This is a genomic window from Streptomyces sp. NPDC051555, assembly GCF_044454405.1.
Lineage (GTDB): Bacteria > Actinomycetota > Actinomycetes > Streptomycetales > Streptomycetaceae > Streptomyces.
In genome coordinates, this window is sequence record NZ_JBITDP010000001.1 from 1,010,329 (window position 1) to 1,029,186 (window position 18,858).

General features: G+C 73.4%; 17 protein-coding genes. 8 read left to right on the forward strand and 9 right to left on the reverse strand.

The window, feature by feature from the left end:
• Positions 1-77 precede the first annotated feature (77 nt).
• Complete coding sequence (locus ACIBEA_RS04255) at positions 78-560, reverse strand: Lrp/AsnC family transcriptional regulator (RefSeq protein ID WP_399257721.1); 483 nt, start codon at positions 558-560, stop codon at positions 78-80.
• Positions 561-768: 208 nt separating this feature from the next.
• On the opposite strand from ACIBEA_RS04255, the gene ACIBEA_RS04260 reads away from it, so the two are divergent.
• Both ACIBEA_RS04260 and ACIBEA_RS04265 read left to right on the forward strand, forming a co-directional pair.
• Entirely contained in the window at positions 769-1,743 is a 975-nt protein-coding gene (locus ACIBEA_RS04260; protein ID WP_399257723.1) for an EamA family transporter, read from the forward strand.
• On the forward strand, positions 1,736-2,926 hold the full coding sequence (locus ACIBEA_RS04265; protein WP_399257725.1) for an aromatic amino acid transaminase: 1,191 nt from the start codon (positions 1,736-1,738) through the stop codon (positions 2,924-2,926). The genes ACIBEA_RS04260 and ACIBEA_RS04265 overlap by 8 nt, the downstream gene beginning before the upstream one ends.
• 43 nt (positions 2,927-2,969) lie before the next feature.
• Here the strand turns inward: ACIBEA_RS04265 and ACIBEA_RS04270 are convergent, their stop codons facing one another.
• Positions 2,970-3,683: an SDR family oxidoreductase gene (locus ACIBEA_RS04270; RefSeq protein WP_399257939.1), complete on the reverse strand. Its 714-nt coding sequence runs from the start codon at positions 3,681-3,683 to the stop codon at positions 2,970-2,972.
• A 218-nt stretch (positions 3,684-3,901) separates the two neighbouring features.
• Between ACIBEA_RS04270 and ACIBEA_RS04275 the strand changes: the two genes are divergently transcribed.
• Positions 3,902-4,687: a helix-turn-helix transcriptional regulator gene (locus ACIBEA_RS04275; RefSeq protein WP_399257941.1), complete on the forward strand. Its 786-nt coding sequence runs from the start codon at positions 3,902-3,904 to the stop codon at positions 4,685-4,687.
• A 43-nt stretch (positions 4,688-4,730) separates the two neighbouring features.
• Here ACIBEA_RS04275 and ACIBEA_RS04280 read toward each other — a convergent pair whose 3' ends face one another.
• The 4 genes from ACIBEA_RS04280 to ACIBEA_RS04295 all read right to left on the reverse strand — a co-directional run bounded on the left by ACIBEA_RS04280 (position 4,731) and on the right by ACIBEA_RS04295 (position 8,758).
• On the reverse strand, positions 4,731-5,597 hold the full coding sequence (locus ACIBEA_RS04280; protein WP_399257727.1) for an ABC transporter ATP-binding protein: 867 nt from the start codon (positions 5,595-5,597) through the stop codon (positions 4,731-4,733).
• The gene (locus tag ACIBEA_RS04285) at positions 5,584-6,615 is read right to left on the reverse strand and encodes an ABC transporter substrate-binding protein (protein WP_399257729.1); all 1,032 of its coding nucleotides are present in this window, start codon (positions 6,613-6,615) and stop codon (positions 5,584-5,586) included. Before ACIBEA_RS04285 ends, ACIBEA_RS04280 begins: the two co-directional genes overlap by 14 nt.
• A 110-nt stretch (positions 6,616-6,725) precedes the next feature.
• Positions 6,726-7,643 (reverse strand): ABC transporter permease, encoded by a 918-nt coding sequence (locus tag ACIBEA_RS04290; RefSeq protein WP_399257731.1) that lies wholly within the window; start codon positions 7,641-7,643, stop codon positions 6,726-6,728.
• Positions 7,640-8,758, reverse strand: a complete 1,119-nt coding sequence (locus tag ACIBEA_RS04295) for an LLM class flavin-dependent oxidoreductase (RefSeq protein ID WP_399257733.1) — start codon at positions 8,756-8,758, stop codon at positions 7,640-7,642. The genes ACIBEA_RS04290 and ACIBEA_RS04295 overlap by 4 nt, the downstream gene beginning before the upstream one ends.
• Before the next feature lie 523 nt (positions 8,759-9,281).
• Here ACIBEA_RS04295 and ACIBEA_RS04300 point away from each other — a divergent pair.
• The 4 genes from ACIBEA_RS04300 to ACIBEA_RS04315 all read left to right on the forward strand — a co-directional run bounded on the left by ACIBEA_RS04300 (position 9,282) and on the right by ACIBEA_RS04315 (position 15,342).
• Positions 9,282-10,577 (forward strand): protein kinase, encoded by a 1,296-nt coding sequence (locus tag ACIBEA_RS04300; RefSeq protein WP_399257735.1) that lies wholly within the window; start codon positions 9,282-9,284, stop codon positions 10,575-10,577.
• Positions 10,578-10,750: 173 nt separating this feature from the next.
• Positions 10,751-12,499: a serine/threonine-protein kinase gene (locus ACIBEA_RS04305; protein ID WP_399257737.1), complete on the forward strand. Its 1,749-nt coding sequence runs from the start codon at positions 10,751-10,753 to the stop codon at positions 12,497-12,499.
• Positions 12,500-12,710: 211 nt separating this feature from the next.
• The gene (locus ACIBEA_RS04310; protein ID WP_399257738.1) at positions 12,711-13,985 is read left to right on the forward strand and encodes an NAD(P)/FAD-dependent oxidoreductase; all 1,275 of its coding nucleotides are present in this window, start codon (positions 12,711-12,713) and stop codon (positions 13,983-13,985) included.
• A gap of 214 nt (positions 13,986-14,199) precedes the next feature.
• Complete coding sequence (locus ACIBEA_RS04315) at positions 14,200-15,342, forward strand: FAD-dependent oxidoreductase (protein WP_399257944.1); 1,143 nt, start codon at positions 14,200-14,202, stop codon at positions 15,340-15,342.
• A gap of 61 nt (positions 15,343-15,403) precedes the next feature.
• Here the strand turns inward: ACIBEA_RS04315 and ACIBEA_RS04320 are convergent, their stop codons facing one another.
• The 3 genes from ACIBEA_RS04320 to ACIBEA_RS04330 form a co-directional block, all read right to left on the reverse strand.
• Positions 15,404-16,393 carry a phospholipase gene (locus tag ACIBEA_RS04320; RefSeq protein ID WP_399257740.1) on the reverse strand — a complete coding sequence of 330 codons (990 nt, stop codon included), beginning with the start codon at positions 16,391-16,393 and terminating at the stop codon, positions 15,404-15,406.
• A gap of 314 nt (positions 16,394-16,707) precedes the next feature.
• A complete protein-coding gene (locus ACIBEA_RS04325) occupies positions 16,708-17,508 on the reverse strand; it encodes an alpha/beta fold hydrolase (protein ID WP_399257741.1) in 801 nt (266 codons plus the stop codon).
• Between the two features lie 7 nt (positions 17,509-17,515).
• Complete coding sequence (locus ACIBEA_RS04330; RefSeq protein ID WP_399257743.1) at positions 17,516-18,025, reverse strand: GNAT family N-acetyltransferase; 510 nt, start codon at positions 18,023-18,025, stop codon at positions 17,516-17,518.
• 218 nt (positions 18,026-18,243) lie between these two features.
• On the opposite strand from ACIBEA_RS04330, the gene ACIBEA_RS04335 reads away from it, so the two are divergent.
• The gene (locus tag ACIBEA_RS04335; RefSeq protein WP_399257745.1) at positions 18,244-18,786 is read left to right on the forward strand and encodes a hypothetical protein; all 543 of its coding nucleotides are present in this window, start codon (positions 18,244-18,246) and stop codon (positions 18,784-18,786) included.
• Positions 18,787-18,858 lie beyond the last annotated feature (72 nt).

The following is an 18,858-nucleotide window of genomic DNA, read 5'->3' on the forward strand; positions in this document are numbered from 1 at the left end:
CCGCCTCCCGAGCCGCTGCTCCGTCGGCGATCCTAACCGAGGCTCTGATCAGGCCATTTGGCGAGGCCGGTCGGGGGTCAGAGGCGGCGTGCTGAGCTGCCGGGGGCGGGGCGGGGGTAGGTCCGCGACTGCTTGACGCTGCCGTAGGCGAAGCTCGACTCGATCGAGGCGATGCCGGGGATGGCGTGTATCCGGTCGCGCACCAGCGACTCGTAGGCCTCCAGGTCCTCGATGACGACCCGGAGCAGGTAGTCGCTGCTGCCCGCCATCAGGTAGCAGTCCTGGATGTGCTCGATGAGCGCGACGTGCTGCTCGAAGAGCCGGACCGCCTCCGCCGTGTGACGCTCCAGGCGTATCCGGACGAAAACGGTGATGGGCAGGCCGAAGGCGACCTGGTCCACCACGGCGGTGTAGCCGCGGATCAGGCCCGCCTCCTCCAGCCGCCGCACGCGCCGCAGACACGGCGACGGCGAGAGCCGGACGCGGTCGGCGAGGTCCTGGTTGGACAGTCGGCCGTCGGCCTGCAATTCCCGGATGATCTGCAGATCGACTGCGTCCATGGCCACTCCTTGGCAGATTCTGCCCCAAACGTATGTCCAGGAGGCAGAACTGGCAATCGACTGCCCCGGCCGAAGCCCTAGCGTTGCCGGGGTACGGGATCCGGCCACGGCGCGCGCGTGCGCCGCCCGTGTCGCCCGTACGCACCCCCTGCCCCGCAGCCGTCCCCACCTGCCCGCCCGCCGGGCCCCAGAAGCTGGAGAAACCCCTTTGGTCGCCATCGACACCCCGGCCGGGGCCCCTCCCCGGGGACCCGGCCGAGCGCTCGCGCGCCGGTTCTCCCCGCAGACCGTCGGCATGGCGGCGCTGGTGGTGACCGTGGCGATCTGGGCGGCCTTCGCGCTCAGCGCCCGCGCCCTGAGCGCCTCCTCGCTGCTGCCGGCCGATGCCGCCCTGCTGCGCTTCGGCGTACCGCTCCTGCTGCTGGCCCCCGCCCTGTGGCGGCGCCGCCGGCGCATCGCCGCGGTGCGGCCCGGCCCGGCCGCCAAGATCATCTGCGGGGCCGGAGTGCCCTTCTTCCTCGCCGCGATGCACGGCGGCTCCCTCACCTCCGCCGCCTTCGTCGGCTCGATCGTGCCCGGCATGGTCCCGCTCTTCGTCACCGCGCTCATGGTCGTGCGCGGGCACCGCGCGCCCCGCGGCACCCAGGCGGCCGGTCTCGCGCTCATCGCGGTCGGCGTCGCCGCCCTCGTCTGGCGCTACGTCGTCCCCGTGGACACCGACGTCCTGGAAGGCGCGGGCACGCTCCTGGTCGCCAGCGGCCTCTGGGCGCTGTACACGGTGGGGCTCAAGGAGGTCGACCTCGACCCCGTCGGCTCCATCGGCCTGCTCTGCCTGCCCTCTTTCGCGATCATCGCGGTCCTCGTCCTGACCGGAGCCCTTCCCACCGGCCTCGCGCACGCCGCCGGATCCGACATCGCCCTCTTCTTCGTCGTGCAGGGACTCGGGGTCGGCCTCTGCGCCGGCCTGCTGTACGCCTTCGCCATCCGCAGGCTCGGCGCCGAGCGCAGCTCCGTGATGGGCAGCCTCAGCCCCGTCGCCGTCGTCCTGCTCGCCGTTCCGGTGCTGGGGGAGTCGCCGACGGCCGCCGTGCTGGTCGGCGTACCGCTGATCACCACCGGCGTCGTCCTCGCCAACCGCCGTCCCCGCACCCGCCCCCGACCGGAGATCCCCGCAGATGCTTGAGCTGCTCCCGCCACCGCCCGCAGACCCGCTGTGGGCGCTGACCGACGCCTTCGGCGCCGACGAACGGGCCGAACGGCTCGACCTCGTCCTCGGCGTCTACCGCGATGAAACCGGCCGCACCCCCGTCATGGCCGCCGTGCGCGAGGCCGAGATACGCCTCGCCGAACGCTCGCCGTCCAAGGAGTACCGGGGACTCTCCGGCAACACCGCCTTCAACCGGGCCCTGCTCTCCATGGTGCTCGGCTCCGCGCCCGGCGGCCCGGCCGAACGGGCCGCAGCCGTCCAGACCGTCGCCGGATCGGGCGCCCTGCGCCTGCTGGCCGACCTGATCCACCGCACCCGCCCCGGCGCGACCGTGTGGATCAGCGAACCGGCGTACGTCAACCACCGGCCCATCCTGGAGGCCGCCGGGCTGACGGTGCGCGGCTTCGGCTGGCGCGACGCCGAGGGCCGCTTCGACACGGAGGGCGTGCTGCGCGAACTGGCCGGCGCCGGGCGCGAGGACGTCGTCCTCCTCCAAGGCTGCTGCCACAACCCCACCGGGGTGGACCCGCGGCCCGAGGACTGGCGCGCGCTCGCGGACTCGGCCGCCGACAGCGGCTGGATCCCCTTCGTCGACCTCGCCTACCACGGGCTCGGCGACGGCCTGGAAGCCGACCTGTCGGCCACCAGGACGCTGGCCGCGCGCGTGCCGGAGGTACTGATCGCGGTCAGCTGTTCGAAGAACTTCGGCCTCTACAGCGACCGCGTGGGCGCCGCCATCGTCATCGGCGCTTCGGCCGGCGCCGCACGGCACGCCGAGACGGCCCTGCAGAACGCCGCCCGGACCCAGTACTCCATGCCCCCCGAACACGGCGCGGCCGTCGTCACGACGATCCTGGAGGACGACGGGCTACGGGCCTCCTGGCGCGCGGAACTGGAGCTGATGCGCACCAGGATCACCGCCCACCGGGCCGCGCTGGCCGCCGGCCTCAGCGCCCTGGGCCGGGCCGAGGAAGCCCGCACGCTCGCCCGGCAGAAGGGGATGTTCTCGATGCTGTCGCTGACGGGGCAACAGATGCTGCGGCTGCGCACGGAGTTCGCCATCTACGGCACGGCCGCGGGACGCCTGAACATCGCGGGCATCCCGGAACACCGCATCCCCTGCCTCGCGCGCGGCATCGCGGCGGTCACGGGGTCCTGAGCGGCCGGCGGCCAGCGGCCGGCGGCATCGCCGCGCTCCGGCGTCACGCCTGGGCGGTGGGCCGTACGACGATCTCGTTCACGTCCACCTCGGCGGGCTGCTCGATGGCGAAGGCGATGGCCCGGGCGATCGCCTCCGGCGGGATGGCGATCCGGTCCCGGGCCTCCACGATCCGCGCCCGGACCTGCGCGTTCGGCGAGGCTTCGGCGAATTCCGTGCCGATCATCCCGGGAAAGACGGTGGTCACCCGCAGGTGGTCCCCGGCCTCCTGACGGAGCCCTTCGCAGACGGCGCGCACCGCCAGTTTCGTACCGGCGTACACGGACATCGCCGGCAGGACGCGGTCTGCGGCCGTGGAGGACGTGGTGACGAAGTGGCCGGCGCCCTGCGTCCGGAAGACGGGCAGCGCGGCGCCGATCCCGTGGAGCACCCCCTTGAGGTTGACGTCGACCATGCGGTCCCACTCCTCGACGCGCAGGTCGTCGAGGGGCGAGATCGTCCCGACCCCGGCATTGGCGATCAGTACGTCCAGGCGCCCGAACCGCTCGCGGGCCAGCGCGACCAGGGCGTGGAGGTCCTCCGGCCGGGTCACGTCGGTGCGGGCGTGCACCGCCGAACCGCCCGCCCCCTCGATCCGGGCCACCAACCCCGCGAGCCGCTCGGTCCGGCGGGCGCCCAGGACGAGCCGGGCGCCCCGCGCGGCGAGCAGCAGGGCGGTCGCCTCGCCGATTCCGCTGCTGGCGCCCGTGATCGCCACGACCTTGCCCTCGATTCCCGGGACGTTCCCCGAGGTGTTGGCCGATGCGCTGCGAGTCGTGCTGGAAGACGTGCTGGGCGATGTGCTGACCGACATGGTGGATTCCTCGTCGCCGTGCCTGTGGTGCCGGACGAACGCCCGGACCGACCATCAGTCTGTGGGCCCGTTAGCCTGGTATCCAGAGCCCGTTTATTCTGGAACCAGGGGTGCCATCCACCATGCAGCAGGAGCCCGAGCGGCGCCGTGAGCTGGGCGTCTTCCTCCGCAGCCGGCGGGAACGGATCACCCCCGGGGACGTCGGTCTCCCGCGGACGGGCCGACGCCGCACCCCGGGACTGCGCCGGGAGGAACTCGCGCTCCTGGCCGGGATCAGCGCCACCTGGTACACGTACCTCGAACAGGGCCGGGACGTCCGCGCCTCCGACCAGGTGCTGGACTCCCTCGCCTCGGTCCTGCGGCTCGACCGCCACGAGCGCGGCCACCTCTTCCGGCTCGCCGGGCACGCGCCCGAGGAGCAGGAGCCGTCGGGGACGGAGCCCGGACCGCTCCCCGCCGCGGTGGCCGCCGTGCCGCACCTGCTCCAGCCGAACCCCGCCTACGTCATCAACGGCACCTACGACGTGCTCAGCCACAACCCGGCCGCCGCGGAGCTCCTCCCTCACCTCGCCACCCCGGCACCGAACCTGGCCCGTTGGGTGTTCCTGGATCCCGCGGCCAAGGAGGTGCTGGTCGACTGGGAAGAGGAGGCGCGGGATCTGCTCGCGCGGCTGCGGACCCTGGGCGCGAGCCACCCGGGGGACCCGCGGTACCCGAAGCTCGTCGATCAACTGAACGCGGCGAGCCCGCACGTACGGGCCTGGTGGCCGCAGTACGACCTCCAGGCCCGCCACGGCGGGGTGAAGCGGCTCCGGCACCCGGCGCGCGGGGTGGTCGACTACGCGTACACCGCCTTCCACCTGGCCGAACGCCCCGACCACACGCTGGTCGTGTACGGCGAAGGCTGAGGGGGCCTCCGGGGCGTGGCCAGGGCCAGGGCCAGGGTCGGGGTCAGGCGTGGTCGTCCGGGAGCCGTACCAGCTCGGTGAGGCGGCCGCGCAGCCGGGCGAACTCGGCCGAGGCGCGCAGGGCCGGGACGTCCGTGTCCGGGCCGCGGTCCAGGCCGATCGGCAGTTCCGCCACCACTCGACCGGGACCCGCCGCCATCACCAGGACCCGGGAGCCGAGCAGTACCGCCTCCTCGGCCGAGTGGGTCACGAACAGCACCGTCGTGCCGAACCGCCCGGCCAGGGCGCGGACCTCCTCCTGGAGCCGCTCCCGGGTCAAGGCGTCCAGTGCCGCGAACGGCTCGTCCATCAGCAGGAGTTCGGGCTCGCCGGCCAGTGCGCGGGCGAGCGCGACCCGCTGCTGCTGGCCCCCCGACAGCTCCCAGGTGCGCCGGGCGGCCGTGCCCGCGAGCCCGACCCGCTCCAGCAACTCCGCGATCCGTCCGGCCCGTTCGGCCCGGGGCACCCCGTGTCGGGCCAGGGCGAAGCCGATGTTCCCGCCGACCGTGCGCCACGGGAACAGCCGGGGCTGCTGGAACACCACCCCGGCGCCGCCGCCCGGTCGCGGAGCCGCGCCCCGGACCAGGGCGGTCCCGCGCGAGGGTCGCTCGAAACCCGCTACCACCCGCAGCAGGCTCGTCTTTCCGCAGCCGGACGGGCCGACCAGGACGACGAACTCGCCCGCCCGGATCCGCAGGTCCACGCCCTCCAGCGCGGTCACCGACTGCCGGGCCGAGCCGTAGCGGACCGCGACCCCCGCAAGGTCGACGACGTGGGCGACGTCCGGCGTGACGACGTCCGGCTCGACGACGTCCGGCGTGACGACGTCCGGCTCGACGACGCCCTTCTCAGTGGGCTCAGTTCGTGGCACGGGCCAGCTCCTCCACCGCGAGCGCCCGACCGAAGGCCGCCACGTCCGGCACCGTGTCGACCGCCTTCTGCCCCTTCAGGAACACCGCGGCGTCGTGCAGGTTCGCGGCCAGCTTCCCCGGAGCTCCCGGCGTGCCCAGATAGTCGGGGCCCGCCTGCTCCTCGGCGCTGAGCAGCACCAGTTCCGAGAGCTGGCGCTTCGCCTCGTCCACCGGCAGCCCGAGTTCGGCGCCGACGGACTTCGCCGCCTGATCGGGCGCGGTCCGTGCCTGTGCGACGGCCCGGTCCTGCGCCTTGATCCAGGCGGTCACGACCTCGGGGTGCTTCGCGGCGAACGCGTCCGTCACCACGCCGAGGTCGGCGGTGGGCTTGCCCTGCTGGGCGAGCTGGCGACTGGTGACGAGGACCTTGCCGTCCTTGGTCAACTCGCCGAGCGTCGGCGTCCACACGTACGCGGCGTCGATGTCCCCGCGCTTCCACGCGGCGAGCGCGTCCTGCGGCTGGAGGTCGATGGTCCGCACCGAGGACGGGTCGACCCCGGCCGCGGTGAGGGCGGCGAGCAGCGAGTAGTGGGCGGTCGAGCCGAAGGGGGTGGCCACCTTCTTCCCTGCCAGGTCCTTCACCGACCCGATGCCGGACTTGGCGACGAGCGCCTCGTTGTCCCCGATGAGGTCGTGGATCCACACCACCTTGTACGGGATGTTCAGCGGCGCGGAGAGCCCCTTGGTCACCGGGCTCGAACCGGCGAGTCCCAGGTCCACCGCCCCCGCGACGACGGCCGTGTTCACGTCGCCGCCCGACTCGAACTTGACCCATGTGACGTCGACGTCGGGCAACGCCTGTTCCAGCAGCCGCTGGTTCTTCACGACCAGGTCGGCGTTGGGTATCGCCTGGTAGGCGATCCGGACGGTGGTCCGGCCGCCCGCGTCGCCCGAGTCGCCGCAGGCGGCGGTGGTGGAGGCGGTGAGGGCGATCGCCGCGGCGAGCAGGACGGTCCGGCGGGACGGGAATGCGGGCATGGCTTTGCTCCGTGTGAGGTGCGAGGTGCGAGGTGCGTGGATGGACGTGAGGGCCGTAGTACAGGGGGCGAAGAAGGATGTGGGTGGTGGAGGTGGCGGGGGAGCGGAGGTCAGGACCGGCCGCGCCACGGGACGGCGAGCCGCTCGACCAGCCGCAGGAGGGCGTCCAGGACGATCCCCGACAGGCCGATGGCGAGGATGCCCGTGATCACCAGCGCGGTCTGGTTGTAGCGCTGCGCGTCGCGGATCATGCCGCCGATGCCCGGTACGCCGTTGATGGTCTCCGCCGCCACGACGGAGGTGTACGCGACGCCGACGGCGATCCGGACACCGGTGAGGATCTCGGGCAGGGCCGACGGCAGGCGCACGGACAGCAGGAGCGCCACCGGCCCCGACCCCAAGGCCCGCGCGGCCTCCACCAGTTGCCCGGGGACCGTGCGCACGGCGGCGGCCGTGGCCGCGGCGATCGGCGGCAGCGCGGCGATCACCAGCAACCAGATCTTGGGCGCTTCGTCGATGCCGAACCAGATGACCAGCAGGGACAGGTAGGCCAGCGGCGGCAGCGTCCGCAGGAAGGTCACCGCGGGCTCCAGCACGACGGCCAACGGCCGGACCGTGCCGATCAGCAGGCCGAGCGGAACCCCCGCCAGCACCGCGTAGCCCGAGCCGGTGGCGATCCGCCCCAGGCTCACCCCGAGGTGCTCGACCAGCAGGTGCCCGCCGACGCCCCGCACCCCGTCGTGGACGCTGGAGGCGAGCACGAACTGGCGCCACACCTCACCCGGCGAGGGCACCAGCACCCGTGGCCACACCCCGGCCGAGACCACCGCCTGCCAGGCGGCGAGGAGCACGGCCAGCGCGACGATCCGCAGGAGGCCCCAGCGCAGCGCCTCGCGCAGCCGGGCCGACCGGGCCGACGACCGGGTCCACCGGCCGCGCCCCGCACCGGGCTCCGGGGGCGCCGGGGTCCGGGCCACCGGCGCCGACGGACTCCGGTCCGGTCCGGCCGTCGTCGTGAGCTCGGTCATGCGACGGCCGCCGATCCGGTCAGCGCGCGCAGCCGCGGGGCGACCTCCTCGCCGACCCGGTACGCCTCCTCCAGGTGCGGGTACCCGGACAGGACGAACTCGTCGATGCCCAGGGCCCGGTACTCGGCGAGCCGCGCGGCCACCTCGTCGTGCGAGCCGACCAGCGCGGTCCCGGCCCCCTCCCGCACCAGGCCGATGCCCGCCCACAGGTTCGGCGCCACCGTGAGCCGGGCAGCGTCCGCGACCCCGCCGTGCAGCGCGGTCATCCGGGCCTGCCCGGCGGAGTCCATGGTGGCGAAGCGCTCCTGGGTCGCCCGTACGGCCTCGGGGTCCAAACCGGCCAGGATGCGGTCCGCCTCCGACCAGGCCTGCGCGGCGGTGTCCCGCGTGATGACGTGCAGGCGCAGCCCGAAGCGGACCGTGCGCCCGGCGGCCCGCGCCTTGTGCCGGACCCGCTCGACGCGTGCGGCGACGGCCGACGGCGGCTCTCCCCAGAGGAGTTGGACATCGGCCTGACGGGCGGCGACCTCCTCGGCCGCGGGCGAGGCCCCGCCGAAGTAGAGCGGTACGGGACGGCTCGCATCGGGATCGGACAGCCGGGCCGCCTCGATCCTCAGGTGGTCCCCTTCGTGGTCCACCGACGTGCCGTCGAGCAGGGCCCGGACCACCGTCATCACCTCTTCGGTGCGTGCGTAGCGATCGTCGTGCCCCAACAGGTCTCCGTAGGCGCGCTGTTCGGCTGGATCGCCGCCGGTGACCACGTTCAGCGCCAGCCGCCCACCCGCGAACCGACGGAATGCGTCGGCCTGTTGGGCCACCAGGGTGGGGCTGGCCAAACCGGCGCGGAAGGCCACGAGGAAGCCGATGCGCGTCGTGTGCTGGGCGAGGGCGGTGGTGAGGATCCACGGGTCCACGCAGCCTAGGCCCACGGGCGCGAGCAGCGAATGGAATCCGGCCTGCTCCGCGGCGCGGGCCACCTGGGCGAGGTAGGGGACGTCGGCGGGGCGCCGGGTGGCGGCCCCGGTGCGGCCCTGCACCGCGGTGACGCCGCCGGGGTCGCGGCCGTCCCCGCCGGTGGGCAGGAACCAGTGGAGCAGGAGGGGGTTTCGCGGCATGGGAGGACCTCGGAGGAGGAGCGGCGCAGCGCGTGCCGAGGCCGCGCGGCGGCGGCCGTGACACGTGTACGCGGGAAGGAGGGGAGGCGGAGTCCGGCGCGCGGCGGACCGCGCGCACAAGGGCGCGCGGAAGCCGTGGGCCGAGGATGAAGGGCAGTGCGGAGGCGCGGAGTGGATGGGCGCGCCGGCGGGGCGCCCGCGTCCGTACGGTGTCAGGAGCGGCGGATCAGGGGATCAGGGGATCAACAGCCGCGCGTACGGGAGGAGTCGGCCCGACAGAGCATGGTCGAGACACGCAGCAGATCCACGTGACGACGCGATACGAGTACGGGGGACATGGCTGCATCCTGTCGGGGCGGAGCGGGCCAGGGCAAGCGCCGTCCGCATGTTGATCGGATCCGTTCCGGATGGTGGGACGCCCGCAAACGGCGGGCCCGGGTCCGGGCGTTGCGGGGTGTCCGAAGATCGCGCCCCGTCGCGGGGACGGGAGATAGCCTGCCGTCGGACCAGGTGGGGGACGCGCATGCAGGCAGGGATAGGACCGGGGCAGAGTCTGGCCCGGGGGCGGTACGTGATCGAGGAACTCATCGGTGAAGGGGGCATGGCCGCCGTCCACCGGGCCCGCGACACCGCCCTCGACCGGTCGGTCGCGGTGAAGACGATGAACGCCGCCGTCGCCGCCGACGCGTCCAGCCGCGAGCGCTTCCGCCGCGAGGCCAGGGCCGTCGCGGCCATCAGCCACGCGGGGGTGGTCGCGGTCCACGACGTCGGCGAGGAGGAGCTGCCGCAGGGGCGGGTCCCGTACATCGTGATGGAGTACGTCGAGGGGCGGACCCTCGGTCACTGGGTGCCGGACGTTCCCGGTGGCCTACCGCTGGCCGACGCCCTGGGGCTCGTCTCCGCGGTCCTCGCCGCGCTGGCCGCCAGCCACGCACGCGGGATGGTGCACCGCGACATCAAGCCGGCCAACGTGATGGTGGGCCGGGACGGTTCGGTCAAGGTCATGGACTTCGGCATCGCGCGCGCCCTCGACCAGCAGGCCACGGCGCTCACCGGTACCGGATTCACCGTCGGCACCCCGCACTACATGTCACCGGAGCAGTTCGAGCCAGGCAGGCCCGTCGACGGCCGCTCCGACCTGTACGCCGTCGGGATCGTCCTCTTCCAACTGCTCACCGGAGCCGTTCCCTTCGACGCCGACTCGGGTTTCCGGATCGGCTACCAGCACGTGACCGCCGTGCCGCCCGCCCTCGCGGACATGGACGCGCACCAGCCGCCCGAGGTCGAGGCGCTGATCGCGCGGGCCCTGGCGAAGGACCCGGCGGACCGGTTCCCGGACGCGGACGCGATGAGGGACGAGGTCGAGCGGATCCGCGAGCGGGCGGTGGCCGGTCCCGGCCTCGGTGCGGGTGCCGGTGCCGGTGCATACGTCGGTGCAGGCGTGGGGCCGGGCGATTCCGGCCGCGGCTACGTGCCCACCCAGGTGGAGCCCTCAGCCGGCGGCGGTGTCCTGCGGCCCCTGGGGCCCCTGCGGATCCTTCGCCAGCGGCGTTGGCTGCTCGCCCGCGCACCCGCCGTGGCCCTCGTCGCGGGGATCCTCGCCGTCCCCGCCCTGTACCGGGATGGGGCGACGCTGCTGCGGTGGACCACCCTCGGCGTCGGCCTGCTCGGCTGCCGGCTGGCTGCCGGCGCGGGGGCCCCGTGGGCCGACGGGGGCCGCGACCCCGAAGCCCTCGTCACGAAGGCCGTGGCGTTCGTCGCGCTCCTGGTCAGTGCCTCGGCCGGGGTCGCGGTGCTCATGAAGCTACTGCTGGGCTGACCGGACCGTCACCGCGTCGCCGGCCCTGACCGCGCCCGGTTCCAGAACGTCGGGTGCCCGCCGGGGGTCCGTACCCCTGTACGGGGAGGTCGCGTATGTCGTATGTTGACTGAAACTTCAGTTAGGGGCACGATGCGCGCAGGTCATTGCCGCACCGTTGAGAGAGCCACCGCATGTACGAACAGCTCCCCGGCGCACAGCCCGCACCCGCGGGGCTGTCCGCCGACGACCCCCACGAGATCGGGGGCTACCGCCTCCACGCGCGTCTCGGCTCCGGTGGCATGGGGGTGGTCTACCTGGCCTACACGCCCGGGGGCCGCCCCGTCGCGCTGAAGGCCGTCCGCAGGGAGTTCGCGGCGGACCCCGAGTTCCGTGAGCGGTTCGCCCAGGAAGTGGCCAGCGCCCGGCGGATCCACGGCCTGTTCACGGCCCAGGTGGTCGACTCCGGGGCCGATGACCGCACGCCCTGGCTTGCCACGGCCTACGTACCCGGCCCCTCGTTGCACCAGGTCGTGCGGCGCCACGGGCCCCTGCCGGTGCGCACGGTCCTGCTGCTCGTCGCGGGCATAGCCGAGGCGCTCCAGGCGATCCACGAGGTGGGCGTCGTCCACCGCGACCTCAAGCCCGCCAACGTACTCATCGCGGGGGACGGCCCCCGGGTGATCGACTTCGGCATCGCGCGCGCCGCCGACGCCGCCGCCCTGACCGGTACGGGGCTGCGGATCGGCACCGCGGCCTTCATGGCGCCCGAGCAGGCGCTGGGGCTCCAGGTGACACCGGCCGCCGACGTCTTCGCGCTCGGAACGCTGATCGGGTACGTGGCCGGCGGCGCGCCGCCCTTCGGCAACGGACCGGAGTCCAGCGCCCTGTACCGCGTGGTCCACGAGCACCCCGACCTCAGCCACGTCCCCGTCGACCTGCACGCACTGGTCTCCTGGTGCCTGGCCAAGCGCCCCGAGGACCGGCCCTCGACCACCGAACTGATCGAGTACGTGCACGGGCACCCGTTGGTGGGCCCGCGCCCGGAGTTCACCGACGGCTGGCTGCCCCGGCCGATCGGCGACGAGGTCGGGGGCCGGGAGGGCGGCGGATGGCCGGCGCCGGTCCACCTCCAGGAAACCCGGGCGGCCTCCGCACCTCCGCCCCCGGGGCCCGACGCCCGGTCCGCCGGCCCGGCGCCGGTGCCCACTGCGGTCCCCGCTGTGACGCCCGCGGCTGTCCCCACCGAGGTGCGCACCCGGGTGCAGCCGCCGGCCCCGTTCTCGGACCCCGCTGCCCGGCCGACCCACACCCCCACCCCCGCCCCCGATCCGGCCCCCGGTTCCGGTCGCCGGTCGACGGGCCGGGGGAGGCGGCTCCCCGCCGTCGCCCTCGCGGTGGCCGCCACGCTGCTCACCTGCGCCGGAGTCGTCTACTACCTGGAAGACCCCACGGGGGCCGATGCGGGCGAGGAAGTGGGCACGGACGTGGGCACGGGTGCGGGTACGGGTGCGGTCGAGAGCCCGCGGCCCCCGTCGGCCAAGCCCACCCCCACGCCCACGGCCCCCGGCTACCTGCCGGGCTACGCCAAGGCGCGGCTCACGGCGCCCGATGCCGGCTACGAGTTCGACCTGAAGGCGGGGAAGGTCGTGGCCACGGAGACGGCCACCTGGTACCTCGCCCGCGACAGCCAGGCCTTCCTGCCCTCCGAGGAGTCCGACGCCTTCATGGCCGATCCGGGGGCCGCGGAGCTGACGCCCGCCGACTGCGTGCGCGGCATCGACACCCGACCGGTGTCCGCCCTGCCGTTCGGCGCGCTCACCAAGGCGCGGCCGTTCTGCGTGCGCAGTCCGGACCGCACGGAGATCGCGATCGTACGGCTGGTGGAGGCGGCCGCCGGCGGCTCCGTCACGATCGTCGTGGACCAGTACCGCCGGGCCTGAGCCGGCCCCGTCCGGCGCGATCACGCCTGCCGGAAGGCGCGGATCCGTCGTACCGCCCCGCCCCGCCCCGCCCCGACCCGGCCCGCTCGCCCTCGCCCGAACCGGAACCCTTGACAACTGCCCTTGATCTTGACTCCAGTTGCACGACACGACTGCCGCGGGCGGCGCGATACGGCCGGCGGCGCCACACAGCGAAGGGGGCGATCAGCGCATGACCGAGCCTGAGAGTGCGGGACACGACTACGACGTGGTCATCAGCGGAGCCAGCCTCGCGGGCAGTACGGCGGCGATCCTCCTCGCCCGACGCGGCGTCCGCGTCGCCCTGCTGGAACGCCGCTCGGACCCCGGGGCGTACAAGGTGCTCTGCACCCACTCCATCACGGCCAACGCCTACCCGGTGCTCGACGAACTCGGCCTCGTCCGCGCCATCGAGGATGCGGGAGCCGTGCGCAACGAAGCCCGCTGGTACACGCGTTGGGGCTGGATCGAGCCGAAGGCCGCGCCGGGGGGTTCCGAGCTGCCGTACGCGTACAACATCCGGCGCAGCACCCTCGACCCGCTGATCAGGTCGCACGCGGCGCGGACCCCCGGCGTCGACCTGTTGCTCGGACACCAGGTGACCGGGCTGGTCCAGGAGGCGGGGCGGACCGTGGGGGTGCGCGCGTCGACCCCGCAGGGGGAGCGGGAGATCCGGGCCCGGCTGGTGGTGGGCGCCGACGGCAAGGACTCGGCCGTGGCGAAGCTCGCCGGGGTGCCGGGCCAGAAGCACGAGAACGCGCGCTTCGGCTACCTCGCGCACTTCCGAGACCTCCCGCTGCGCGACGGGATCGGTCACACCTGGTTCCTCGAACCCGACATGGCGTACGCCTTCCCCAACGACGACGGGGTGACCGTCCTCGCGGTCCTCCCGGACAAGAAGCGGTTGCCGGCCTTCCGGGCCGACCTGGAGGGCAGCTTCCTCGAGTTCGTCCGCGCCCTGCCCCAGGCGCCGCCCATCGACTCCGCCGAGCGCATCACGAAGATCATCGGTACCGTCGACTATCCGCTGCACAGCCGCCGGCCGACCGCCCCGGGCATCGCGCTCATCGGCGACGCCGCCCTGACCGGCGACCCCCTCTGGGGAGTGGGCTGCGGATGGGCCCTGGAATCGGGGAAGTGGCTGGCCGAAGCGGTCGCCGCGGCCGTCACCGGGCGGGGCGACCTCGACGAGCAGCTGGCCGTGTACGCGCGCAGGCACCGACGCCGGCTGCGCGGCCACCAGCTGCTGGCCGCGGACTTCGCCAAGTCCCGGCCCTTCACCCCCCTGGAACGGCTGGTCTTCTCGGCGGCGGCGCGCGACGCCGCGATGGCGCGGCACATGCACCTTTTCGCGTCCCGCCTGATCGGCCCGCTGCGCTTCCTGAACCCGGCGGCCTTGGCCAGGGCCTCGGCCGTCAACATCAGACGACGCGCGAAGCCCACGGCGGCCGCGCAGCGGCCGGCCTGAGCAGGACCGGGGCGGGGAGGGGTGTCGGTCCGCTGTCAGGGGGGTGCGGGGGCCTGTCAGTGAGCTGTCGGTGGCGGTCGTGACATTGGAGTCGCAAGGAGCCGGCGTCGTCGCCCACCGACGGCGCCGGCCCCGCCCGTCACCCGTACGACGGGCCGCCCTCAGGAAGGTAAGCCCCATGAGCCCCATGAGCCCCACGAGCTCCATGAACCCCATCACCACTCACGTCACGATCATCGGCGCAGGACTCGGCGGCCTCACGCTCGCCCGGGTCCTGCACCTGCACGGCATCCCGGCCACGATCTACGAGGCGGAGCCCAACCCGGGCGTACGGTCGCAGGGCGGACTGCTCGACATCCACGACTACAACGGACAACTCGCCATCGAGGCAGCCGACTTGATGGAGGAGTTCCGCGGCCTCGTCCTGGAGGGCCGGCAGGCGATGCGGGTCCTCGACCCGGACGGCACGGTCCTGCACGACGTCCCCGACGACGGCACGGGCGGACGCCCCGAGGTGCATCGCGGCGAGCTGCGCGAGATGCTGCTCGACTCCCTGCCCGCCGGTACCGTCCGCTGGGGCCACAAGGTCAGCGGCGTCCGCTCCCTCGGCGGCGGCCGCCACGAGGTGACGTTCGCGGGCGGTGGCACCGTGGAGACGAGCCTGCTCGTCGGCGCCGACGGTGCCTGGTCACGGGTCCGGCCGATGCTCACCGCAGCCCTTCCCGAGTACGTCGGCACGTCGGTCGTCGAGACCTACCTGTTCGACGCCGACACCCGGCACCCGGCCGCGGCGAAGGCGGTCGGCGGCGGCTCGATGATCGTGCCGAAGGAGGGGCGCGAGCTCTTCGCCCACCGGGAACGGGGCGACACCCTGCACGCGTACGTGATGGTGTCCGAGTCGCAGGAGTGGTTCGACGCGATCGATTTCACCGATGCCGCCGCAGCCACCGCGCGGATCGCGGAGGAGTTCGAGGGCTGGGCGCCGGAACTCCGCGCGCTGCTCACGGACGCAGACCTCCCGCCGGTCCTGCGCCCCTTCTACGCCCTGCCGACCGACCACCGGTGGGACCGGGTGCCGGGCGTGACGCTGCTCGGCGACGCCGCACACCTCGCGCCGCCGAACGGCGAGGGCGCCAACCTGGCCATCCTCGACGGCGCGGAACTCGCCAAGGCCCTCGCCGCCCGCCCCGACGACATCGAGGCCGCGCTCGCCGCGTACGAACAGGACATGTTCGCCCGCGGCACCGGGGACCCCTTCTTCGGCGCCCCCGGCGGCGAGGCCGACGGGCCGGAGTCCGCCCGCCACACGGCCGAGGGACTGCTCGCCGCGCTCGCCCAGGAGGACCGACCCCACTGAGGCGACGCCGGCCCCCGTGCCCGGCACGCCGGCGCCGCTTCGACAGGGCGGGTATGAGGCCCTAGCGGAACAGGCGGTCGCCGGGGGTGGCCATGCGGTGGGTGCCGCTGTGGCGGCCCACCCAGTCGCGGACGAGGTTGACGGCGTTGGCGCACTGCCAGCTGTCGTCGTACTCCCGCACTCCGGTGAAGGCTCCGTAGCCCGCGATGATGCCGTCCACGCGACCTTCGCCGAGCAGCTTGTCGACGTACCAGGGGTCGTTGTAGGTGGTCGTCCAGGAGAAGGTGGCCGCGAGCCGTCCGGCGTCACGGTCCGCGGCGCCCTTCTTCAGCTCCGAGCAGGTGTTCCAGGTGGCCTCGGTGCAGTTGCCGAACCCCTTGGTGATGTCGGAGTCGCCGTAGTCCATCGCGCGGTGGCCGGCCGGGAAACCGGAACCGGACCGGTTGAAGGCCGCCTGGGCCTGGTCACGGGTGCCGGTCGTCGTGATCCCCTCCAGGCCGCCGAGCCGGCCCTCCAGGCTCTTCCAACCCCGGCCGCCCACGTCGGGGGTGCTGCCGCCGTGGTACTCGAAGAACCCGTACAGCACCTGGATCCCCGCAGCCGTCAGGCGCTGTGCCTTGTCGCGCAGTCCGGCGACGCTGCACCCGCGGTTCTCCTGCTCCCCGCAGTAGTTCGGGTCCTTGATGTCCAGCCAGACCAGGGACAGCCTGCGCCCCGCGTCGGCGTTCGAGACGATGCGGTCGATCATGCTGTCGAAGCTGGGGCCCAGCCGGTTGTCGCCGGCCGAGGAACAGTCGTGGTAGGCCCGCCATTCGTTCGGGTTCCACCAGGCGCAGACGTCGATCTCGATGGCGTTGGCGCCGTGCTTGAGGGCGGCGTCCACGCCGCCCAGGGTGTCGACGCGGTGCGCGACGGCGTAGATCGGGCGGCGCTGATCGGCCGCGGCCGCCGGGGCCGCACCGAGCGCGGTGGTGCCGACGATCGCGCACAGGGCCGCGATCAGCGCCAGTAAGGTCCGTGGGACGGCGCCGCGGTTGAGGTGGGTGGTCACGAGCGCACTCCTTGATGTTCATGTCGGTTGCTGAAGCGGACAATCGACCGCGCCGGGCACATGGTGGCACGCGATAAATGCATGATGAATGAAATTTGGATGCGGGTGGCGCGCCGAGTGCGTACCGGTGGCGGCAAACCGCTTCCGCTACCGCCGCGGCGTGACGGGAAACCGACCGGGGGCGGAGGGCGAATGCCCCGGAATCATCGAATTGGCGCCCTGCGGGCGGAGGTTCACCGGGGCGGTTCGGGTCAATCGTCGGTTGCTCGACGGGTGACGGGCCGCCCGCGCGTGTCGACGACGGCCACCGGACGTCAGGGCAGGTGCGTCAGGAGGAGCTCGGCCAGGCGCGCCGGCGTACGGAGCGGCAGGTAGTGGTCGGCGTCCGGGACGACCTGGCCGCGGGCGCCGGGGATGTCGGTGACGAGGCGTTCGGCGATCACCGCGATCTCCGGGTGGTCGCGGTCGCCGTGGACGACCAGTGTCGGCGCGGTGATCTCCCCCAGGTGCGCTTCGGCATCGCGACGCGGGCCCACCACACAGTGCCGTTCGCTCACCAGCCGCTGCTCGGCGTTCGCGGTGACCATCGCCCCGATCAGTTCTCCACCGGGGGCCGTGCGGCCCATGGCTGCCCAGACCGTGAGCTCCAGCTCGGCCAGGGCGGCCGCGTCGCCCGCGCGCCGGGCGGCGGAGTAGGCGGAGAGCTCGGGGGTCCGCGGCCAGACGTGGCCGCTGACGGAGGCGCCGACCAGGGCGAGTGCGCTGACGCGCTCGGGGTGGGCGAGGGCGAAGTCCAGCGAGGTCTCGCCGCCCATGCTCAGGCCCACCAGGGCGGCTCGGCGCAGACCGAAGTGGTCCAGTACGGCGCGCAGGTCATCGACGTCGCTGAACGGCTCGCCCGGTGGGGTGGAGCGGCCCAGCCCGCGGGCGTCGTAGCGGATCACGTCGTGGCGCCGGGCCAACTCGGGGACCACGGCGTCCCACAGCCGGGAATCCATACCGGCGCCGTGCAGCAGCACCACCGGGCTGCCGGAGCCGCCGCGTTCGGCCCACAGCCCGCCGCCACCCGGGGCGGGGACGCGGACGGTCTCGGTTCCGCGGGAGTCGGCTCTCATACCGTGATCATTTCAGATCGCTCCGCGGGTCCACGGCCCAGTGGTTGGTCCTGAAGGTCTGCCCGGCGAAGCTCACGTCGGCCTCCGCGACGAAGCGGAAGCCGACCGAGCGGCAGATGCCGTTCGAGGCGGCGTTGCTCGTCGCCGGGAAGGCGTGCACGACGCCCCAACGGTCCTCGTCCCGGGCCCGCTCCAGGAGGGCGCGGACGGCGCGCCTGCCCAACCCCCGTCCCTGGAACCGGGGCAGGACCATCCAGCCGATCTCGGAGGTGGGCCCGTCGCCGCCGTCGTGCGACCAGAGGGTCACGGTCCCCGCCACCACCTCGGGGACGGCCGGATCGGGGACGATCATCTTCAGCCAAGCGATGTCGGCGGCCGCCTGCTCGGCATCCCGCCGGACCTTGTCCGCCATCCCCTCGCGGGGCTGCGGACCACCGAGGTCGGCCATCATGACGGGATCGCACCGCATCCGCACATAGGCGTCGACGTCGCCGTGCACCACATCGCGCAACTCCACTGATTTCTCCCGTTCCTCATGGTGTCCACGGGTGAACGGTCGCACGACGTCGATCGTGCCCACCGAGAGCGACCAGCACTCTCCTCTGGAGGACCTCGTCGTGGCCCGGCCGCCGCGGGCGAGGGCTTCGGCGGGATCCTGCCTTGGAATGGGCGGGCGGGTGGTGCGAGCCTGGTCGACAGGTTCTTCTTTACCTGCACATCGTTGCGGAGGTAATCATGCGCAAGCGCGCACGGATCACGGCGCGTTGGGCGGCCCTGGCCCTGGTGCCGCTGGCCGCCCTGATGGCGGCGACACCGGCACACGCCGGTGCACGGGGTCTCTACAACGGATTCGAAGCGTCCGACATCGGCAAATGGGACCGCCTCTCCGGGGGCGACGGTCAGGCGGGCTTCGAGATCGGCACCGGCACCGCTCTGACCGGACAGGGCAACGGTCGCATCACCGCCACCCAGGGATGGGCGCGCGAGGGCACCTGGGCCTCCTTCGAACCGGCCTACCGCTTCTGCACGGCCCGGGTCTACGTCAAGCCGGACCAGGACCTCCAGTTCGAGCTCAGGGTCTGGACCCCCCAGGGCAAGAAGCTCGTCAGCTACGCTCCATGGCTCATCAGCGGCGACTACCGCCTGGTCCAGGTCGACTGGATGGCGGAGGGCGAGAACAACAACTTCGTCGAAGCCATCCTCGGCTCCAACGGAACACCGCGCGCCGTGCGACTCGACGCGTTGACGGTCGTCTGCTCGGACGGGACCGGGAGCTGATCCGTACCCCCACCCCCACCCACACCCACACTGCACAGGGCATCGGACAGCAACGCGCCGGCGAGCGGACCG